Source organism: Vibrio sp. ZF 223 (assembly GCF_003050585.1).
GTDB classification, from domain to species: Bacteria; Pseudomonadota; Gammaproteobacteria; order Enterobacterales; family Vibrionaceae; genus Vibrio; species Vibrio crassostreae.
Genome location: NZ_PIGB01000011.1, coordinates 96,834 through 117,172 on the forward strand (window position 1 = coordinate 96,834; position 20,339 = coordinate 117,172).

Annotated in this window: 16 protein-coding genes and 1 other RNA gene; 8 read left to right on the plus strand and 9 right to left on the minus strand. The window is 40.6% G+C overall.

Annotated features, from left to right (window positions below):
• Window positions 1-123 precede the first annotated feature (123 nt).
• Window positions 124-1,134, plus strand: a complete 1,011-nt coding sequence (locus CWO13_RS18930; RefSeq protein WP_108083388.1) for a phosphoribosyltransferase-like protein — start codon at window positions 124-126, stop codon at window positions 1,132-1,134.
• 2 nt (window positions 1,135-1,136) lie between these two features.
• Window positions 1,137-1,757, plus strand: coding sequence for an NADAR family protein (locus CWO13_RS18935; protein ID WP_108083389.1), 621 nt, complete (start codon window positions 1,137-1,139; stop codon window positions 1,755-1,757).
• 202 nt (window positions 1,758-1,959) lie between these two features.
• On the opposite strand, the gene CWO13_RS18940 is transcribed toward CWO13_RS18935, so the two are convergent.
• The 6 genes from CWO13_RS18940 to smpB form a co-directional block, all read right to left on the minus strand.
• Window positions 1,960-3,132: a hypothetical protein gene (locus CWO13_RS18940; RefSeq protein WP_146164386.1), complete on the minus strand. Its 1,173-nt coding sequence runs from the start codon at window positions 3,130-3,132 to the stop codon at window positions 1,960-1,962.
• 392 nt (window positions 3,133-3,524) lie between these two features.
• Window positions 3,525-5,012, minus strand: a complete 1,488-nt coding sequence (locus CWO13_RS18945; RefSeq protein ID WP_108083391.1) for a UvrD-helicase domain-containing protein — start codon at window positions 5,010-5,012, stop codon at window positions 3,525-3,527.
• Window positions 5,009-6,919 carry an ATP-dependent nuclease gene (locus CWO13_RS18950; RefSeq protein WP_108083392.1) on the minus strand — a complete coding sequence of 637 codons (1,911 nt, stop codon included), beginning with the start codon at window positions 6,917-6,919 and terminating at the stop codon, window positions 5,009-5,011. Before CWO13_RS18950 ends, CWO13_RS18945 begins: the two co-directional genes overlap by 4 nt.
• A 408-nt stretch (window positions 6,920-7,327) precedes the next feature.
• The gene (locus CWO13_RS18955) at window positions 7,328-8,548 is read right to left on the minus strand and encodes an integrase domain-containing protein (RefSeq protein WP_108083393.1); all 1,221 of its coding nucleotides are present in this window, start codon (window positions 8,546-8,548) and stop codon (window positions 7,328-7,330) included.
• A 184-nt stretch (window positions 8,549-8,732) separates the two neighbouring features.
• Window positions 8,733-9,099, minus strand: a transfer-messenger RNA (tmRNA) gene (ssrA, locus tag CWO13_RS18960).
• Between the two features lie 66 nt (window positions 9,100-9,165).
• Window positions 9,166-9,651, minus strand: coding sequence for an SsrA-binding protein SmpB (smpB, locus tag CWO13_RS18965; protein ID WP_004735156.1), 486 nt, complete (start codon window positions 9,649-9,651; stop codon window positions 9,166-9,168).
• Between the two features lie 119 nt (window positions 9,652-9,770).
• On the opposite strand from smpB, the gene CWO13_RS18970 reads away from it, so the two are divergent.
• Window positions 9,771-10,199 (plus strand): SRPBCC family protein, encoded by a 429-nt coding sequence (locus tag CWO13_RS18970; protein ID WP_017106599.1) that lies wholly within the window; start codon window positions 9,771-9,773, stop codon window positions 10,197-10,199.
• Between the two features lie 3 nt (window positions 10,200-10,202).
• On the plus strand, window positions 10,203-10,514 hold the full coding sequence (locus CWO13_RS18975; protein ID WP_009848325.1) for an RnfH family protein: 312 nt from the start codon (window positions 10,203-10,205) through the stop codon (window positions 10,512-10,514).
• Window positions 10,515-10,695: 181 nt separating this feature from the next.
• Here CWO13_RS18975 and bamE read toward each other — a convergent pair whose 3' ends face one another.
• The 3 genes from bamE to nadK all read right to left on the minus strand — a co-directional run bounded on the left by bamE (window position 10,696) and on the right by nadK (window position 14,050).
• Window positions 10,696-11,055, minus strand: a complete 360-nt coding sequence (bamE, locus tag CWO13_RS18980) for an outer membrane protein assembly factor BamE (protein WP_009848326.1) — start codon at window positions 11,053-11,055, stop codon at window positions 10,696-10,698.
• Window positions 11,056-11,222: 167 nt separating this feature from the next.
• The gene (gene recN / locus CWO13_RS18985) at window positions 11,223-12,887 is read right to left on the minus strand and encodes a DNA repair protein RecN (protein WP_107899052.1); all 1,665 of its coding nucleotides are present in this window, start codon (window positions 12,885-12,887) and stop codon (window positions 11,223-11,225) included.
• Window positions 12,888-13,165: 278 nt separating this feature from the next.
• Window positions 13,166-14,050: an NAD(+) kinase gene (gene nadK / locus CWO13_RS18990; protein ID WP_017066747.1), complete on the minus strand. Its 885-nt coding sequence runs from the start codon at window positions 14,048-14,050 to the stop codon at window positions 13,166-13,168.
• 143 nt (window positions 14,051-14,193) lie between these two features.
• Between nadK and grpE the strand changes: the two genes are divergently transcribed.
• The 4 genes from grpE (at window position 14,194) to dnaJ (ending at window position 20,260) form a co-directional block, all read left to right on the plus strand.
• Window positions 14,194-14,775 (plus strand): nucleotide exchange factor GrpE, encoded by a 582-nt coding sequence (gene grpE, locus CWO13_RS18995; RefSeq protein WP_019823922.1) that lies wholly within the window; start codon window positions 14,194-14,196, stop codon window positions 14,773-14,775.
• A gap of 388 nt (window positions 14,776-15,163) precedes the next feature.
• Window positions 15,164-16,438: a dicarboxylate/amino acid:cation symporter gene (locus CWO13_RS19000; protein WP_019823920.1), complete on the plus strand. Its 1,275-nt coding sequence runs from the start codon at window positions 15,164-15,166 to the stop codon at window positions 16,436-16,438.
• A 473-nt stretch (window positions 16,439-16,911) separates the two neighbouring features.
• Window positions 16,912-18,825: a molecular chaperone DnaK gene (gene dnaK / locus CWO13_RS19005; protein ID WP_019823919.1), complete on the plus strand. Its 1,914-nt coding sequence runs from the start codon at window positions 16,912-16,914 to the stop codon at window positions 18,823-18,825.
• Window positions 18,826-19,114: 289 nt separating this feature from the next.
• Window positions 19,115-20,260 (plus strand): molecular chaperone DnaJ, encoded by a 1,146-nt coding sequence (gene dnaJ, locus CWO13_RS19010; protein ID WP_102432252.1) that lies wholly within the window; start codon window positions 19,115-19,117, stop codon window positions 20,258-20,260.
• Window positions 20,261-20,339 lie beyond the last annotated feature (79 nt).

Here is a 20,339-nt window from a genome sequence, read left to right on the forward strand (position 1 = left end):
ATAAATACTAATGTTTTGTCTTTTGGATGGATTGAATTATTGATATGTGACTAGTATCTATGCGCTCACATACATTCCGTGTTATTTATTCCATCAATAGTTAGTTCAACATAAGGTATTGAAATGGAACATAATCAGCTTTGTGAGGCAATTTCTCAAATCATTCTAGGTTATGCTGATAATTGTTATGGCAATAATGACGCAGCACATGTTAATCGCTGGGTTGAGCAATTTGATGAGTGTGAGCGCCAACTAGTTTTAGAAGAGACGCTTCATGTATTGCAGAATCAGTACATCACAAGAGATAAGTTTACTGAGCTTGTATCCACAGTCATTGACTTTGATAAGATCCATGGAGGGAACCCGCGCGATTTTTGGCAAAATGCGTCGCTTTTGCAAATTCAACTTAATGGAAATAGTCAAAGTGAACTCAACGACATCTTTTCCAATATCCTACAAGATAAGTATCAAGTAGGCAGCATTATTAATAATCGGTCATTAAATTATTTTTATATAGACGATTTTATTTTCTCTGGAAATCGACTCTATAGTGATTTAAGTGATTGGTTTGAAAGAGAAAGCCCGAGAGATTGTAAGCTTAATATTGTAACTCTTGGTTACTACACATCAGGACAATACTCAACAGAGTGTAGATTGAAGGAACTATTCGCAGATAGGAATATTGCGTTAGAGTTTTATCGTTACGAAGAATGTACTCTTGAAAACCGCCTTAGATACCGCAACTCTTCCGAAAGATTTTGGCCAACAGAAAATGTACTAGACGATACTACTGTTCAAGCTTATGTGGAGGAAAAAAGGCCAAACTTTACATATAGAGAGGTTACTGTCCACGAGAACAAAGTGTTCTCTTCTGATAGACGGGAGCAGTACGAAAAGATCATGTTAAAATATGGGATTAAGATTGTAGGGTTCCCAAGAACTAATAGCGCTGTAGTTAAGCCGCTAGGGTATGATACTTATCGGACTTTTGGCTTTGGCTCTGCGGTTTTTACATTCAGAAATTGTCCGAATAACAACCCATTAGCGTTTTGGTGGGGAGATCCTGAGGCACCCGAGTATCATCCATTCAGCAAATGGTACCCTTTATTACAAAGAACCACGTATAGAGATTAGTAATGAAAGAAGAGTTAAAGCAGTATGACATTAGAAATGCTGCTGCTTTTAAAAAGACAACAGAGCAGTGGGGAGAGCTATCAAATATGTGCGCTGGCTTCCCCATTGTTGTCAATAACGTTTCTATTAAAAGTGTTGAGGCTTTATATCAGGCATGTAGGTTCCCTTATCATCCAGATATTCAACAGAAAATTTTAGAACAAAATAGTCCTATGACCGCAAAAATGGTTGGTAAACCTCACCTAGATAAAACTAGGAGAGACTGGGACGAAGTTCGGATTCTAGTTATGAAGTGGGTGCTCAGAGTCAAGCTTGCTCAAAATATGGAGCGTTTCTCTAATATTTTGAAAGAAACTCAAGATATGCCAATTGTAGAGCTTTCTAACAAAGATGAATTTTGGGGAGCTAAACCAGTTGATGGCGACGTCTATGTAGGAGTCAATGCTCTGGGGCGTTTACTAATGGAGTTAAGACAGCAACTATTTACGCACGGTGAGGAAAGATTCCTGTCTGTAGCACCTTTGAAAATCAATGACTTTTTGCTGTATGGAAATCCAATTGACTTTGTATACTCATCACAAGCATATCGCGAAGACACGACACAGATAGACTTTTTCAACTAAGTCCATACAGAGAGAGGAAAGACGTATTGGGATATAAATGAGTTGAATGTGAGCTTTCAATCACACAATTCATATTAGGAAGAGTCAGCCGAAACCTTAGAGTGGTTATTACGATACCTTCCTGTTGCAACGGTCTAACTTGCAATCTTCGGCGTGTATTATTGATAGTCCATGCTCCCTTAGCGCATGTTTGACGACCTTGTTATACTCGTTGAGATAAAATCTCAGAAAGTGAATTTTCCAAAATGCCCCATTTACCTTCAGGATGCCCTGCTGGCAATGGCAATAAGTCTCCATTGGAATAGTTTAACTTGAGAGATATATTATGTAGCGAGACTTCACTGTCTTGGCTTACGGACAATTCACACTTGGTGACTGCACTACTTGGTGTGTCGTGTGAGATGTTTACTATCTTGTAGTTTTCTAGCGAAAATAAATGGTAAGCATCTTTGACTTCGCCAGCCGCTTTTCCTCTGTGCTTACCAACAAGATGAGACGTGAGTGGGACAATTTTTCCCCATTGACAATGCTTCCATCCTTCAAGAAATTTAGTTGCAACATTCAATACGTCAAAATTATCTCTTTCAGAAGTTAGTTTATTCTGCTGGTAGAATTTGTCTAAATAATAAGCAAAATTGTCGTTTTCACTTTTCTGGAGTGCACGTTTTTGATACAAATCTTGTTTGTAAGATTCATCTTTTTTATCTCGATACCAAGTGCGTAATACAAATAGTACGTTCCAACATTTTGCAGATACTAGAGGGTTTGCAAAGTTCACATCTCTACCATGTAAAATTCCATTTCTATATGGTTGGTTAATCTCTTCTAGATTTTTCTGGGTACGATTCTTGGTAAGAAAATTCTTTTGGATATATGACAGAGCTTCATCGTATTGAGTCAACGAATCCCAAACTTCAAGGTTCGAATTTTGTGCGAATAAGCCTAAATTCATAATATCATTTGATATGCCATCCAATGCGATTAGTAGCAATGGAACTGCTGCACAATGATTCCCTTTTAAATATAAGTCTCTCGCACAAACTAAAAGTTCTTTTCTTTCATTGAACTCTTTCGCACTAACTAAGTGAGACATGAACAATTCAATCCCTTCCGACACTCCTCCAACTAATATGTCATTGGCATTATCAATATTTCCACTTTCAGCCTCCTCTAGAGCTGAACTACAACAATTAACGGAGAGGTAATCATTTAATGCCCATGCCTCATCCTTGAAAGTGCAATTAAACTTCTGTATCACTTTCAATATATTAGTCTCTTTTCTAAGATTTTCATCTATCAGCCCTATGTCATATAGAGCTTGATATGTCATAAGCAGTTCATCTATCGTTGGGTTATTTGTTTCACTAGTAGCCATATTTAACTCCTTATAGAATATAATTTTATTATTAACTTTCAGTTGCCATACCTTTTTCAGGTTTGTAGTTACCATCTTTTTTTCATAAAAATCTCCTTCGTAAATGCGTACAAACGCCCAGCTCGGATGCAAAAAGCTAGCTGTAATTTGATATAGGTGGAATGCTGATAAAGGTAAGGGAGGCAGATGAAGGTAGTAGTTGCTTCTGCATAACTTATATTATGACATGGATGGCATAGAAAGACAACTTAAATGATAATTAATCTCATTTAAGTTGTCGCAATGACTGGTGTAGTAAGCTCAGTGTTGGACAAAAGCGCGTTAGAGTTGACGTTTAAAGCCGACTGCTTTGGATAAGTTGTAAAGTCATACGAAGTTGGTCTTTTATCAGCTCAATCGATAAATTGAATGTTATGCTGTTCTAATATCCTTCTCGACTCTTCAGATATTTTTTCCTTGCAGGCTATAACTAGTAATTTTTTAGCACGAGTGATTGCGACATAAACCAGTCGCAAATCATCATCAGTTGCAGATTCCATGAGTGTTTTCTGGTTGAATGATTTTTTTATATGGTTGTTTGTTTTAAATAGAAGTAGAACAGATTCGGCTTCCAACCCTTTACTTTTATGAATAGTTAAAACTCTTGAATTCACATCATCATGCTGAATCTGTATAGATGGTTCTCCTAAAGTTTGCTTCACGTAGGTTAAGTTTTCACCAAACTTTGACTTAAAAACCAATTTTATTTTTTCTAGATCAACGTCAATCTCTTTACTCAAAGTAATAGCTAAAGATCTAAATTGAATACGAGAAATGTTATTTTCAGAACAAATACTGGTAATACTAAGACCAACATATTGAGCTATACATTTTTCGAATGTACGAATACACTTCCTGTCTTTATTCTCTAATTTATTTTTAAGGCTTTCTTCATAAGGTAACAAGGATTTGTTATTTGTTGACAGAAAAAAAATGCTTCCAGATAGTGCTAATAATCTTCTTCTTTCATGAAATAATTGAAGTATCTGAGCTGTCTTATTCGTTTCAATTGCGAAAATAGGGCTAAAAGATCCGCGATCAGATTTTTGCTGAAATGATCTATTGTATGTATTAGCTAAAGTTACTATTTCTGTAGAGGATCGGTAGTTTATATCTTTCTCAGTATACCTATTACAAGAGTTTTTCAATTGACATATTGGGAAATCTTTGAATGATTTTGGTCTTTGAGCACCATTTTCTGAACTTCCGTATGAAAAGCCATAGATAGATTGATTGGGGTCTCCAATAGCGTGCAGTTCAGTTCTCCCCCCGCGATATATATTAAGAAAAATCTCGTGCAACCATTTATATGTATCTTGATACTCGTCTACAAATATAAATTGTAGCTTTCTAGATAAAGCATTACGAACTCGAGATTTTGATACTAACTCTTTGGACTTCTTTACTAGTAGATCATTAGTGATCAAATTCGAATCATCGAGTGCTTTGTAGATTTTATCTTTGTGGGTATTCCACTTTTTAGTTATCACTCGTTCACGATGAACTGGGTCTTCTATAGTACGTTTGGCCCATTCTATGTACTTAGATATCTCATCTTCTTTCTTAGGCAGGCCAGAAACTATTGAATAATCAGAACCATTAGAGAAATGAGGTTTGAAGATAAACCGAAACAAAAAACTGTGAATAGTGCCAACAAAGATATTTGGAGGAAGTTGAATTTCTTCTGAAAGCTTATTTTTAATACTTTTTGTAGCATCATTTGTATATGTAATTATACATAAAAATCTATGATCATTTAAGTCAGGTACTTTCTCGATGATAGATTTGACCATACTAGTTGTCTTACCTCCACCAGCTCCAGCATAAGTAACGGATATCATTTAATGTCTCCTGCTATAAAATCAAAGGCATCGATGATATAAGGAGGGATAGTGAAGTCATTATTTCCCTCCAGTTCACTCAATAAATCAAATGAAAATTCAGACTTATGCTCATCAATCAATTCAAAAATATCTTGGGTTACGAGCTTTCGTTTAAATTTTGCTTCAACTTCAGGTTCTTTATACTTATTAGGACGCGTGTTTTTAATTGCATTCTTAATTTTAGTTCTACCAACACCGGTTGAATTCGCTGATATTAGGTCTTTTTCAAAGGTTGTTTCCTGTGAAATACAGACTTTAATGTGCTCACTGTCAAAATCTTTTTTAAGTTTTATAGCTCGATCTTTGGTCTTCTTTTCTGAGTCGCTATCTGTTATCACAGTCGATTTAATGAAATATCCATTACTTACAATTTCTAGAAAATTTCTAAACGCAACTCCGTTGACGTTAACAATTTGGCAGTTCATTTTTTCTGGTTTAAAACCAAAGTGTATTTCAAAAAACTTTGGGATGAGTATCTGCTCAGCAATACCCTCAACAAAAATCACCCGCCTGCTTAAAAACATGATTGAATTTGTAGCATTCAACCATTTTTTTAAATAGTTTTTTGTTCGTTTGCCGACAGCATTATTAGCTATACCATCAAGGAGGTAATGAGAGTCAAGCTTTCCATTATTGTTAAAAATCACAACGGTACTTTCTAAATCTAAGTACGATGATATATGAGTTGAGTGACTGGTTAGAATTATTTGTCTATTCGACTTGTCATTAAAAAATCCATCACTAGTAACACTTTCGGCAAAATGCTTTTGTAAAATTGGACTTATGTGAGCTTCTGGTTCTTCAATTGCTACAAGACGAAAATCTGGTGTATCTGCTTTACTTTGTATATGGGATAAAACAAGTGCCATATACAATAGATTGTTTCTACCTAAACCATTATTTTCAATAGTTATTGGTTTGTCACCATATTCTAGACTGATTTTTTTTAGAAGTTCACTTAGATTAAGATTTGAGAAGCTGAAATTAATATTGTTCTTGTTTGTTTCTGTTTCTAATGAAAGTACCTCTAAAAGTTCAGTAATGTTACCTTTTATTGTAGATAGAGCATTTTCGTCAGCATTTATGGACTTATTAAGATTATCTGCACTTGATTTTATATCAATATATTCATCATCATTCCGATTATTTAATATTCTATACAAAAGTCTATTTTCTCTAGAAGATGACAATTCAGTTTTAGCATCTCTTAGTGCATCAAGAAAATCTATTTTAATAGGAGCAAGCTGAAAACTATCAGGTTTGACTCTACCTAATCCAGCTTCAATTTTATATTTGTAATCTTGAACTGGTAGTTCAACGCTATCTGTTCTTAATTGATAGAGTTTTACTTGCTCTTCCTGCTCTAATTTATCATTAAGTTCAGGAAGAGACTCTCTAACACTTTTAACCCACTTTTCCTTATTTCGCAGATTACAGTAAAATTCGTACTTTAATGTTGCAGTTTTGTGGGTCTCATCTTCGTACCATTCACTAACTAAAGCCTCTTCATCATCACTTTGGAAGTCAGTAAACGTTGATTCAATTATAATTGAAGGGAAATTAATGTCCTCTGGATTTATAGCAACATTAGCTACCGACTTCTTAAATTCTTGCAATGTATCATAATTAAAATCAACTAAAGATAAACCTCTATTCTTATAGCTAACAATTTCATTATTTAGTATTAGCGATAAGGCACTCAACAGGTTAGTTTTTCCTATGTTGTTTTCACCAATAATTAAAGTAGCTGGTTTTAATTTGATAGAAAAATCTTTAAGAGATCTGTAATTCTTAACTGTTAACTTACATATATGCACTAATTTTCCCTCATAACAATGAACTAAATCAATAGAGTGAATAGCCACAAAGTGAGCAGCTACTTAGTGCATATAATACAGGTACTAGAAAAAGCAGGTCAATCAGCATGATTTCGAATTGTTACGAGCAACCACTCTAAATGGAAAGAGCAGAAGTGTTTTAGGAAAATTGTACAACAAGCTGTTGCACAATTGGGGCTGGCGGTAGCTGTTGCATAATCAGCAACAACTGAACTTTTTCATCGCTCAGGCAAGTATTGCAAATTTGACAACAGTTCAACTGCGAGGAATTCTTATGAGTTGGAAAGCAACTGAGAAGGATTTCTTCCTAGTTGCTAGCACTGAATAGGGCTGAAATGAGCTAGAGTTATTTGTCAGTTATTGTTAAACCTCAAATTGGAGCCTGGAAGGCTATATATCTACAACCCCTCTTGAGTACTTCGAACCTTTCATTCTTTAGTGGCGAGGTGAATACAAAGCCTTGTCTATATGCTGGCTCCACCAAGCCATTAGCTCTCTGCGCTTTTCTAAGTAAGTAGCCCTATTGTAGGCCCTTCGCACCTCATTTGGGTCGACATGTGCTAATGCGGACTCAATTACAAAAGGATCAAACCCTTGCTCATTCAGGGTTGTACTTGCAATTGAGCGAAGTCCATGAGATACCAAAATCCCCCCATAGCCCATTCTCTTTATCGCTTGATTGGCTGTTTGACTATTAGCATGGGTGTTAGGATTTCTATCCCCTGGGAAAATAAATTCTCTATGGCCACTAATTTCTTTTAACTCAGAGAGTAGGTTTAAAGTTTGCAGTGTGAGCGGAATGTAATGCTCACGCTTTTTACTTTCCTTACCTTTCATCCGTGAAGCTGGGATTTTCCAAAGCTTTTCGTCCCAATCAATTTCCTCCCACCGAGCACCAGCCGTTTCATTCGGCCTAGTAATTGTGTGAAGCTGCCACTCAATCATACATCTAGTTATATGGCTAATACTTGCTCGAGAGAGGGCACGCATGAAGGAGGGTAATTCTTCTGGCTTTATAGAAGGCATGTTTTTCTTTTTGGGGGATGCAAACGCAGCACTGATTTTGGCTAAAGGGTTTGCTTCAATTACGCCTGTATTGACAGCGTAAAACATTACCTCATTAATGCGTTGGCATACCCGTTTGACTGTTTCTAAGTTCCCTTTTGCAGCTATGGGCTTGATTGCGGAAATTGCGTGAGTAGCTTTAAGACGCGCAATTGGCATACTGCCGATAGCAGGGAATATATGTAATTCTAGTGAGCGCCAGATGTCGTTTGCATAATCTTTAGAAACCTCAGATGTTTTAACTGCTATCCATTTCTTCGCTATAGACTTAAGTGTGTTTTCAGCCTCTTCAATTCCCTTACGCTGCTGGTCATGTCTGTGTTCGAGTGGGTCAATATCTAATGAAAGTAGTGAGTTAAAGTCTTCACGTTTGTTTCTTGCTTGTGCGAGAGTGATGGTAGGATACTGACCAATGGTGATCTTTGTGCGTTTTTTAGTGAACGGTCGTTTGTACGTATACAACCACACTTTTTTTCCTGAAGGTCTAATCGATAAAGTGAGATTATTACCATCGTACAGAACATACTCTTTAACTTTCGGTTTTGAGTTTCTAATTTCTGTGTCTGTAAGAGGCTTTACGAGTTTTGCCATAATCTATCCCTCATCGCATAAATAACACCAAGATTCAAACTGGCTCTTTTCTTGGTGTCACTTTTGGTGCCAAGTTTGAGAGATGTTATGAAATGTTATGGAATAGTATAGACACAAAAAACCCGCAATTCCTTGAGGGAATGCGGGTTTTTGAGGATTCATGACATCTCATGAACCAAACGTTTGGTGGAGCTGGCGGGAGTTGAACCCGCGTCCAAAAATCATTCATCATTGGTACTACATGCTTAGTCGATCTTTAATTTCACCAGCAACCTGCGAACCGACACGCTAGTTAAAGGCTAACCTGAATTGTTATTCGCGCTTTTCCTCTCAGGTGGGAGAATCCGCGCTAGCTAGTTTGGGTTTGATCTCTTATTGGTCCCCGTCTTACGAGCGGAAGCTAGGGTAAGAGAGCTCTGAGCAGGTTATTAAGCTGCTAGTGCGTAGTTTTCGTCGTTTGCGACTATTTTTTTGCGGCTTTTAACGTGGCCAACCGCCCCACGGCATGCACCTCAGACTTCAAAATTCCTGTCGAATCCTAAATCAGCCCCAAGTGTTATTTGCATAGTACCAGAAAAGCTTACCCTGTCTAGCACTGTGCGTTTAAGTGCTTAAAATTAACGCAAATTACTCTTCATAATTCGTGCTTTATCTCTCGCCCAATCTTTTTCTTTCATATCAGTACGTTTATCGTGCAGCTTTTTACCTTTCGCAACGCCAACTTTAATCTTCGCCCAAGAGCGAGACCAGTAAAGTGCGGTTGCGACAAGTGTCATGCCTTCACGGTTAATACGACCGATAAGGTTGTCGAGTTCTTTTCTCGACATAAGGAGTTTACGAATACGTGTTGGGTTCGCCACGATATGAGTACTCGCTTGAGTTAGCGGAGTAATCGTCATACCACTGATGAATGCTTCGCCATCTCGGATGTAAACGTAGCTTTCTGCGATATTGGTTTTGCCTTCACGTAGGGATTTTACTTCCCAGCCTTGTAGCTCAAGCCCCGCTTCTATCTCATCATCGATGAAATATTCGTGGCGAGCTTTCTTGTTAAGCGCAATGGTATTACTACCGGCTTTTGATTTTGATTTATTCTTTGCCATAATGGCCTCATTATACGGATTGCGCCCTAGTTGGGGAATCCTTTTTATTTGCGCTCTGGCCCAATACAATTAAAATTGCAGTTTGTGTTAATGTAACGCTGTCTTTAACAGGAGTCTATATGCCAAAGGTTACTCGTTCAGCATTAGTGTCGTTTAGTGCCGACCAGATGTTCAGCTTGGTCAATGATGTTGCTCGTTATCATGAGTTTTTGCCAGGGTGTTCTGGTTCACGTGTGATCGAATCTTCAGATTCAACTATGGTGGCTTCGGTTGATGTCTCTAAAGCTGGTATCAGCAAAACATTTACTACATCGAACCGTTTAGCGGATGGTGCAGAGATTTTGATGGAGCTGGTGGACGGCCCGTTCAAGAAGCTGCAGGGTGGTTGGTACTTTACTCCGCTTGATGAGCAAGCTTGTAAGGTTGAACTTAAGCTAGAGTTTGAGTTCTCTAGCCGAATGATTGAAATGGCATTTGGTAAAATTTTCAATGAGCTGACGAGTAATATGGTCAGTGCTTTTACTCAACGCGCGAAACAGGTTTACTAAGCCATGACTATTGAATCGGATATGATCCACGTAGAGGTTGTGTTTGCACTTCCGCATGAACAGCGTGTGTTTACTTTGGTAGTGAACAAGCACGCAACCGTTGAAGAGATCATTGCGCAGTCTGGTGTTTTGGAATTGTATCCAGAGATCGACTTAGCGAAAAATAAGGTTGGTGTATTCAGCCGTAACGTGAAGCTTGATGCGACGGTTCGTGATAAAGACCGTATCGAAATCTACCGTGCGCTATTGGCAGATCCAAAAGAGATTCGTCGCAAGCGTGCTGAACAAGCAAAAGCGGCCGCAGCTAAATCGTAATGCTAAACAAATTTAAGTTAGAAGAGAGCTCGCATCTGCGAGCTTTTTTGTGCCTGTTAGTTAGACACAGCAGCTAATTTGTTAGCAGATGTTAAAAAGCCTGCTCATATGAGCAGGATTTTGCGATTCTTGCTTTGTCGACTGATAGCTTTATCGGCTGAGGGTTTTGTTGACTGGAAAGCTAGCGAAGGCTTTCGAAGAACTCATCACTGGCTTCAAAATCACCATTGATCGTTACTAGAGTGCCCGTAGCATCAAAGTTTACGACAAGGTTTTTCTGAATAGGGTCGTTGTGACCTTTCTGGTGGTGGTAAATGTAGTACCACGTATCTGGGTAGCCATTTTCGATAAGCATAGGTGAGCCCATAACGTAACGAACTTGTGTTTTTGTCATGCCAAACTTGAGCTGGTCGACAGCTTCTTGTTCAACATAGTTACCCTGATTGATGTCAATTCGATAAACCAACTTCTCTAATAGAGAGCAACCGGTCAACATTGTTAGTGCAAGTGGAACTGCAACTAACCACTTTTTAATTCGCATAGTTTGAGATCTTTCTTCGCTAAAATACTGCCTGATAATAAACAAGCTCCAGCAAGAAGTAAAAAGCTCCTTGCGCTTTGAGCTTGTTATGACTGGCAATTTTGAATTAAGTTGCAAAATTGCCAAGACTTTTCGGTAAATTATCAGAAAGTTGCTGAATATGTAACCTAAGCTGCGATTAATAGCTCTTTTGCGTTGGCAAGCGTCGATTCGGTAATTTGGCTGCCACCAAGCAGTCGAGCAAGCTCTGAAACACGTTGTTGCTCATCAAGCGTGTGCATTTGAGTCTCTGTTTTGCCCGATTTCGTGTTTTTCGCTACAAACAGCTGTTGGTGACCGCAACCTGCCACTTGAGGTAAGTGAGTCACACACATCACCTGTGTAGATTCGCCCAGCTTGCGAAGCATTTTTCCGACAACCGCAGCGGTTGGTCCACTGATACCCACATCGACTTCATCGAAAATCAGGCTTGGTGTATCCACTTTTTGCGCTGTGATTACTTGAATCGCTAGTGAGATTCGTGATAACTCACCACCAGAGGCCACTTTCGCAATCGGCTGCATTGGCTGGCCTGGGTTGGTCGAAACAATGAAGGTCACGTTATCCATACCCAATGGAGAAGGGTGTGTGTTGGTGTTGTTCACTTCAATGGCAAACTGCGCTTTTTCCATGCTCAGTTCGTGCATGCTTTGCGTGATCAGCTTGTTGAGCTCTTTTGCGTAACGAGTTCTAGATTTATGAAGCTTCTCTGATTTAGCCACGAACGATTGGTATTGGTTTTCTACCTCGCTGGCTAATTCTTCCAACTTTTCATCTGAGCAATCAAGTGCTTCAACTTGTTCTAATAAATCTTGATGGTGCTTATATAGCTCTTCTGGCAACACGTGGTGTTTACGAGACATTGACATCACTTTTGAGAAGCGTTCTTCAACGTAAGCCATACGACCGGGATCAACATCAATGCTGTCTAGGTATGTTCTTAACTCGTTGTTGGTTTCTTCAATCTGAATAATGGCTTCAGAAAGCAAGTTCGGTAACTCGGCCAATCTTTCATCGAGCTCAGCTAACTGAATTAAGGAGTTATTGGCCGATTGCAGAATACCAAGCGCATTAACTTCTTCGCCTTCATAAATAAGCTCGATAGCTTGCTGACAGGTTGTGGCCAGTTCTCCGCTATTGGAGAGGCGCTTATGCTCTTGTTCGAGGTCTTCATATTCTTCCTCCCCAATAGACAGCTCATTTAACTCTTTGATTTGGTATTCAAGAAGTTGTTTTTGAGCTTGGTTTTGCTGGCTATTTTCACGTAACTCTTTTAAGTGGTTATCCGCTTGTCGCCACGCTTGGTAAGCATTACGTGTTGATTTCAATAGGTTCAAGTGGCCTGCGTATTGATCAAGCATGGCCATTTGGTAATCGCTTTTCATCAACTGGTGATGCGCATGTTGACCATGAATGTTGATCAATAGTTGCCCTAGCGATTTCAATTGTGAAAGAGGGACAGGGCTACCGTTGATGAATGCACGAGAACGACCTTCTTTTGAGATGGTTCTGCGCAGGATGCACTCACTGCCATCAAGCAATTCGTTGTCTTCTAACCAGCGGGTTGCATGCAGATTGTTCTCAAGTAAAAAAGCGGCACTGACTTCGGTTTTTTCTTCACCTTGTCGAACCATTCCTGCATCGGATCTTCCTCCAAGGCACAAGCCTAAAGCATCGATAGCGATAGATTTACCCGCACCAGTTTCACCGGTGATTGTTGTCATGCCTTTAGAGAGTTCTAGCTGTAAAGACTTAACAATAGCGAAATTATTAACACTTAAATGAGCCAGCATTTTTATTTACCTGTATAACTGAACAATACTGTATATAAGCTCAGTATATACTGTTTCTTTATACAGTAAAGTCGGCAGGTGAAAATTTTTTGCGACAGCTCTCAGAATTAAGCTTGTCTGTAGACCACTGAAACCGCTATAGATTCCCAACTCGGTCGTTCCTTCCTCTTGGGAATGACGATGTGGTGGATTGGCGTAAAGACGAGATGGTGGGCTTTTAATCGGCAATAAAAAAGGCTGACGAATGTCGTCAGCCTTTCAAAATTATTCACTTTTACTTAGAACAGCTTACTCGACCAGCCTAGTTTGTTACGTAGAACGTGGTAGTAATTGTAGTCCTTAGGATGGATCAGTTTGAGTACATTTGGGCTTTGGTAAATGTGGATCTCATCGCCAGGGGAAACAGGCAGCGAGATTTGACCATCACAGCTCACTTCCTGAGTTCCGCGGTTATCAGGCGATACGATCAGCTTGATACGACGCTTGCCATCCACCACAAGTGGTCGACTTGAAAGGGTGTGTGGGAACATTGGTACTAGTGAGATCGCATTTAGGCTTGATGACAGGATAGGGCCGCCACCAGAAAGTGAGTAGGCGGTAGAACCTGTTGGCGTCGACACGATTAAACCATCAGAACGCTGCGAGAAAGCGAAGCTGTCGTCGATATAGACTTCAAACTCGATCATGTGTGCAACTTGACCTGGGTGAAGTACCGCTTCGTTTAGTGCTGCATTATGGCTTTTTATTTGGCCGTGACGGTGAATTTCCGTTTCAAGCAGGAAGCGTTCCTCTTCCATGAACTCGCCTTTGAGAACATCAGTAAGCGCACTCTGGAAGTTTTCAGGGTTGAGATCGGTTAGGAAACCAAGGTTGCCTCGGTTAACACCAATCACTGAAATGTCGAAACGTGACAAGATTCGAGCGGCACCGAGCATATTTCCGTCGCCACCGACCACAATGGCGAGATCGGCGCGTTTACCTAATTCAATCAGGCTAGAAAAATGTTCTTTTGGGATGTCGTCTAAAATAGTGGCGAGTCTGTCATCAACAAACACTTGATAACCCTCAGCACTTAACCACTGATAGAGCTCTCTATGAGTCTGAATTGCTTGCTGATCTCGAGGTTTACCAATAATGGCGATGACTTCAAATGGCTTTTTCATAACGTTTCCAAACGAATTAGGCTTGAATCAAAATTCTTCATCCCCATAATAAAGGCAAGTTGAACGTCTATGCGAGTGTTTTATATCAATTTGGGGCGCAAACACGCCTGTCACTTGCATTGAAAACGAATTCTGGAGATATCATGAGCAACGAAGAAAACAAAGTAACCGAAGAAGAGCTAGATCAGATCATCGCTGAAGCTGAGAAAGTTGAAGAAGCTGAGCTGAATGAAGACGCTGCTGATGAGCAGGAAGCAAAAATCGCTCAACTGGAAGCTGCACTGCTTTCTAGCGAATCTAAAGTGAAAGAGCAGCAAGATTCTGTTCTTCGCGCGAAAGCTGAAGTTGAAAACATGCGTCGCCGTAGCGAACAAGAAATTGATAAAGCGCGTAAATTCGCTTTGAACAAGTTTGCTGAAGGTCTACTTCCTGTAATCGACAACCTAGAGCGTGCAATGCAAGCGGCAGACGCTGAAAACGAAGTGGTTAAGCCACTGTTTGAAGGTGTTGAGCTAACGCACAAGACGTTCGTAGATACAGTTGCTAAGTTTGGTCTTAAAGAGATCAACCCTGAAGGTGAAGCGTTCAACCCTGAATTCCACCAAGCAATGTCTATCCAAGAAAGCCCAGATCATGAATCAAACACGGTTATGTTTGTGATGCAAAAAGGCTACGAACTAAACGGTCGTGTGGTTCGCCCAGCGATGGTTATGGTTGCTAAGTAATGACTTATTACGTTACCAACTGATTGACTGGCGCATTGACTGAATAAGTCGTGGCGGCAAAATAAATCACTGGTTTACGTGAAATGAAAAGAGAGGCATATGCCTCTCTTTTTTTATGTCTATAGCCTGAGAGCCCACGTAAATAAGCATCAAAACCGCATTAAGAATGTCGTTCTTTTTATTTCATTCAGATCATCGATTTAGAGTTTTGTGTTATGAAACTTGTTGTGATTGAGTAAATGTTTTGATGTCACATTTGTGATGTTTTTGTAAATAAATACTTTTAATTGTTATCTTTGTATGTAAAATCCACTGCCATATAGCGATTTTGGTCGCATATATAACTATAAAAGTATAAATTTTAAACACAACAAACTGGAGAAGAACGATGGATAAATCGCTCTCAAGTAAAATTTTTGTAGGCTTGTTCGCCGGTCTACTTATTGGTACTGCTATTCAGTACCTATTCAGCGGTATTGCTATTTTTGATACGTATCTACTTGGTGCTGCCGAAGGTGCTGGTGGTATGTTCGTATCACTTATCAAATTGCTTGTAGTTCCTCTTGTATACGTATCTATTGTTTGCGGTATTGTTGAGCTAAAAGATATTCGTTCATTTGGTCGTCTTGGTGGTAAAACCTTTGGTCTTTACATTATTAACACCATCATCGCGATTTCAGCAGCGCTAACGATTGGTCTTATTTTCCAACCAGGTGCAGGTGCGAATTTAGCCGGTACGGTTTCTGAGACAATTGCGCTTACAACAACTGAAACGCCAGACATCTTCTCTCTTGTTGTTAACATCGTTCCTAGCAACCCTGTAGAAGCTTTCGCAAGCGGCGATATGCTACAAATCATCTTCATGGCAATTTTGACAGGTCTTGCTATTCAAGCGCTTGATTCTCGTGGTGGTCCAGCTATCAAGACATTCAAGATGGCTAACGAAATCATGATGAAGCTTATCGGCCTAGTAATGAGCTTGGCGCCTTACGGTGTATTTGCTCTGATGATTCAACTGGGCGCAACACTGGATGCAGACACGCTAATGTCAGTTGCTGGCTATGTGGCACTTGTGGTTGCAATGCTTGTGTTCTGGATTTTCTTCTTCTACCCAATGATGGTGGGTTCATTCACAGGTATTTCTCCAAAGCAGTTCCTACGTGCAACTCGTGAGCAAGTTCTATTCTCACTATCTACAGCAAGTTCGAATGCAACAATCCCAGTAACAATGCGCACTCTAACTGACAAACTAAACGTATCTAAGTCAGTAGCGGGTTTCGGTGTACCACTAGGTGCAACAATGAACATGTCTGGTGTATCTATCTACATCGCGCTAGCAACTATGTTCGTAGCAAACGCGTTTGGTCAGCCAATCAACACTGCTGATATCTTCACTCTAGGTCTAACTATCCTGCTATTGTCTATCGGTGCTGGTGGTGTTCCTGGTGGCGGTGTTGTGATGGTAGGTGTTCTATTGCACCAACTAGGTTTACCACCAGAAGGTCTAGCAATCGTTGCTGCTGTTGACCGTATCTGTGACATGTTCTGTACTTCTTCAAACGTAGTTGGTGATACAGCGGTGAACACTATCGTTGCTAAATCTGAAAACGAAATTGGCGTTGAAGCTAATGAAGAAGCTGAGTTACAAAAAGCAGAAGCTTAATTCAGAGATTCTTTCCGCTATAGATTTAATCTGAGCTGAAACCCTGAGTAGATAAACGGAGCCCAAGTGGCTCCGTTTTTTATTGAGTGAGAAGGTCACCTTATCTATTTTTACTCAACAAACGATAGTGCAGTCTGAATTGCTGTGTGAGGGGAGCCTCTTTGAGAGTCAGTTTACAGAAATAAGACTTTGCTACAAAAAAGGATAGTAGAGGGTGAATAAACCCAGTTATGGGACTTATATAGGCGGTAATGATATGTATTCGTGCCTAATCATTCCTTTTATTAAAATAAATGTAAAAAAATCCCTTTTCACCCTTGAAAAGGCTTCGTGAGCCCTTATCTATGGTGCATACGAAAGCAAATTACATTTGCACTTAAATTTTGTGTATTAGGGTTGAATCCCTGATTACCGCCCCCCACATATGTGGGTATAGCAAAAACTAATATAGATTATATTTCGGAGATAGCCTGATGGGTCGAATCATTGGTATTGATTTAGGTACTACTAACTCTTGTGTTGCTGTTTTAGACGGCGACAAACCACGCGTACTAGAAAATGCTGAAGGCGAACGCACAACAGCATCGGTAATCGCATACACTGACGGCGAGACGCTAGTTGGTCAACCTGCGAAACGTCAAGCAGTTACTAACCCTCAAAACACGCTATACGCAATTAAGCGTCTAATCGGTCGTCGTTTTGAAGATGAAGAAGTTCAACGCGATATCGAAATCATGCCTTTTAACATTGTTAAAGCTGATAACGGTGATGCATGGGTTGAAGCGCAAGGCCAAAAAATGGCTGCTCCTCAAGTATCTGCTGAAGTTCTTAAGAAAATGAAGAAAACAGCTGAAGACTTCCTAGGCGAAGAAGTAACTGGCGCAGTTGTTACTGTTCCTGCTTACTTCAACGATGCTCAACGTCAAGCAACTAAAGATGCTGGCCGTATCGCAGGTCTAGATGTTAAACGTATCATCAACGAACCAACTGCTGCTGCTCTAGCTTACGGCCTAGATAAGCAAGGTGGTGATCGCACTATCGCTGTATACGACCTTGGTGGTGGTACATTCGATATCTCTATCATCGAAATCGATGAAGTAGAAGGCGAGAAGACTTTCGAAGTTCTTTCAACTAACGGTGACACTCACCTTGGTGGTGAAGATTTCGATAACCGCATGATCAACTACCTAGTAGATGAGTTCAAGAAAGAGCAAGGTATCGACCTTAAAGCTGATCCACTAGCAATGCAGCGTGTTAAAGAAGCAGCAGAAAAAGCGAAAATCGAGCTTTCTTCTACTACTCAAACTGACGTAAACCTACCTTACGTTACTGCTGATGCGACTGGTCCTAAGCACATGAACATCAAAGTGACTCGTGCGAAGCTTGAGTCTCTAGTTGAAGACCTAGTTCAACGTTCTCTTGAGCCACTAAAAGTTGCTCTAGCAGATGCTGACCTATCTGTAGGCGAAATCACTGACGTTATCCTAGTTGGTGGTCAAACTCGTATGCCTATGGTTCAAGCTAAAGTAACTGAATTCTTCGGTAAAGAGCCACGTAAAGACGTGAACCCTGACGAAGCTGTTGCGATGGGTGCTGCTGTTCAAGGTGGTGTACTAGCTGGTGACGTTAAAGACGTTCTACTACTAGACGTTACTCCTCTATCTTTCGGTATCGAAACGATGGGCGGCGTGATGACTAAGCTTATCGAGAAAAACACAACTATCCCTACTAAAGCGGATCAAGTGTTCTCTACAGCTGAAGACAACCAAAACGCAGTAACTATCCACGTTCTTCAAGGTGAGCGTAAGCAAGCGACTTACAACAAGTCTCTTGGTCAGTTCAACCTAGAAGGTATCCAACCAGCACCACGTGGCATGCCACAAATCGAAGTAACATTCGACCTAGATGCTGATGGTATCCTGAACGTATCTGCTAAAGATAAAGCGACGGGTAAAGAGCAGAAGATCACTATCCAAGCATCAGGCGGCCTGTCTGAGGAAGAGATCGAAGCAATGGTACAAGAAGCAGAAGCTAACAAAGAAGCGGACAAAAAGTTCGAAGAGCTAGTAACTGCACGTAACCAAGCTGACCAAATGATTCACGGCACTAAGAAGCAAGTAGAAGAAGCTGGTGAAGCTCTACCTGCAGACGAGAAAGCTAAAATCGAAGCGGCTATCACGGCACTAGAAGAAGTTAAGTCTGGTAACGACAAAGAAGCTATCGACGCTAAAGTTCAAGAACTTATGCAAGCAGCTCAAAAGCTAATGGAAATTGCTCAACAGAAAGCTCAAGCTGAACAAGCTGGTGCTGACGCTGGTGAACAACCTAAGCAAGACGACGACGTGGTAGACGCGGAGTTTGAAGAAGTTAAAGACGACAAAAAGTAATTTTTCGTCGCTATAACACGTGATTTCTACGTCGAAGGTACTCACTTACATCCGTAAGCTCCGTGCCTTCTCCTTGAACTAACGTGTTTTAGCTTAGAAAAGTCGTTTTTCGATTTCTAAATATACGGGCGTCAGAGGTAACTCTCACGCCCGTAAATTTGTATTTAGACTTGTCGATCTAGATAATAGCTTTATTCGGCGTTTCAGCCGGCAGAACTTTTATCTAGATTGATACACAGACTACTGAAGTGATCATTCGGTAGTAGCAATTATTTTGGTGACCTAGAACATGTCAAAACGTGATTTTTACGAAGTATTAGGCGTAAGCCGCGATGCATCAGAGCGCGATATTAAAAAAGCGTACAAACGCTTAGCGATGAAATTCCACCCGGACCGTAACCAGGGTGACGAGACCGCAGCAGATAAGTTTAAAGAAGTAAAAGTAGCGTACGAGATCCTAACTGACTCTCAAAAGAAAGCAGCTTACGACCAATACGGCCACGCAGCTTTTGAACAAGGCGGCATGGGCGGCGGCGGTTTCGGCGGCGGTGGCCAAGGTGACTTCGGCGATATCTTCGGTGACGTATTTGGCGACATCTTCGGCGGTGGTCGTCGTGGTGGCGGTCAACAGCGTGCACAACGTGGTTCAGATCTACGTTACAACATGGAACTTTCTTTAGAAGAAGCGGTTCGTGGTGTTTCTAAAGAAATTGAAGTACCAACACTTGTAGAGTGTGATACTTGTGACGGCAGCGGCGCGAAAGCGGGTTCTTCTGCACAAACGTGTGGCACTTGTCATGGCCACGGCCAAGTACAAATGCGCCAAGGTTTCTTTGCGGTTCAACAGACTTGTCCTACGTGTAACGGTAAAGGCAAGATCATCAAAGACCCATGTAACTCATGTCATGGTCAAGGTCGCAAGCAGAAGACGAAAACACTTAACGTTAAGATCCCTGCTGGTGTTGATACTGGCGATCGTATTCGCCTATCTGGCGAAGGCGAAGCGGGAGAGCAAGGTGCTCCAGCTGGCGACCTGTACGTACAAGTACACGTAAAAGAGCACAACATCTTTGAGCGTGACGGCAACAACCTTTACTGTGAAGTTCCAGTAAGCTTCTCTATGGCTGCTCTAGGCGGTGAAGTTGAAGTTCCAACACTAGATGGTCGTGTAAACCTTAAAGTGCCAGAAGAAACACAAACGGGCCGTATGTTCCGTATGCGTGGCAAAGGCGTGAAAGGTGTTCGTGGCGGCGGTGTGGGTGACCTAATCGTTAAGCTAGTGGTAGAAACGCCAGTTAAGCTAAGCTCTCGTCAGAAAGAACTACTACGTGAATTCGAAGAAACATGTTGTGGCGAAGCGGCAAGCAAGCACAAGCCAAAATCTGAAGGTTTCTTCAGCGGCGTGAAAAACTTCTTCGATGACCTAACTAAGTAATTAGATAGTGATTTGAAAATTTTAAAGCCTGCCAGTGTGCAGGCTTTTTTGTGCCTGTAGAAAGGGTAAAAGGGTAACG

Coding starts and splice junctions, on each gene's coding strand:
- CWO13_RS18945 (WP_108083391.1), bottom strand. CDS start 5,012: ATGATATCCGTTACTTATGCTGGAGCTGGTGGAGGTAAGACAACTAGT.
- CWO13_RS19000 (WP_019823920.1), top strand. CDS start 15,164: ATGGATAAATCGCTCTCAAGTAAAATTTTTGTAGGCTTGTTCGCCGGT.
- smpB (WP_004735156.1), bottom strand. CDS start 9,651: ATGGCAAAGAATAAATCAAAATCAAAAGCCGGTAGTAATACCATTGCG.
- dnaK (WP_019823919.1), top strand. CDS start 16,912: ATGGGTCGAATCATTGGTATTGATTTAGGTACTACTAACTCTTGTGTT.
- dnaJ (WP_102432252.1), top strand. CDS start 19,115: ATGTCAAAACGTGATTTTTACGAAGTATTAGGCGTAAGCCGCGATGCA.
- CWO13_RS18955 (WP_108083393.1), bottom strand. CDS start 8,548: ATGGCAAAACTCGTAAAGCCTCTTACAGACACAGAAATTAGAAACTCA.
- nadK (WP_017066747.1), bottom strand. CDS start 14,050: ATGAAAAAGCCATTTGAAGTCATCGCCATTATTGGTAAACCTCGAGAT.
- CWO13_RS18975 (WP_009848325.1), top strand. CDS start 10,203: ATGACTATTGAATCGGATATGATCCACGTAGAGGTTGTGTTTGCACTT.
- CWO13_RS18935 (WP_108083389.1), top strand. CDS start 1,137: ATGAAAGAAGAGTTAAAGCAGTATGACATTAGAAATGCTGCTGCTTTT.
- grpE (WP_019823922.1), top strand. CDS start 14,194: ATGAGCAACGAAGAAAACAAAGTAACCGAAGAAGAGCTAGATCAGATC.
- CWO13_RS18930 (WP_108083388.1), top strand. CDS start 124: ATGGAACATAATCAGCTTTGTGAGGCAATTTCTCAAATCATTCTAGGT.
- recN (WP_107899052.1), bottom strand. CDS start 12,887: ATGCTGGCTCATTTAAGTGTTAATAATTTCGCTATTGTTAAGTCTTTA.
- CWO13_RS18940 (WP_146164386.1), bottom strand. CDS start 3,132: ATGGCTACTAGTGAAACAAATAACCCAACGATAGATGAACTGCTTATG.
- bamE (WP_009848326.1), bottom strand. CDS start 11,055: ATGCGAATTAAAAAGTGGTTAGTTGCAGTTCCACTTGCACTAACAATG.
- CWO13_RS18970 (WP_017106599.1), top strand. CDS start 9,771: ATGCCAAAGGTTACTCGTTCAGCATTAGTGTCGTTTAGTGCCGACCAG.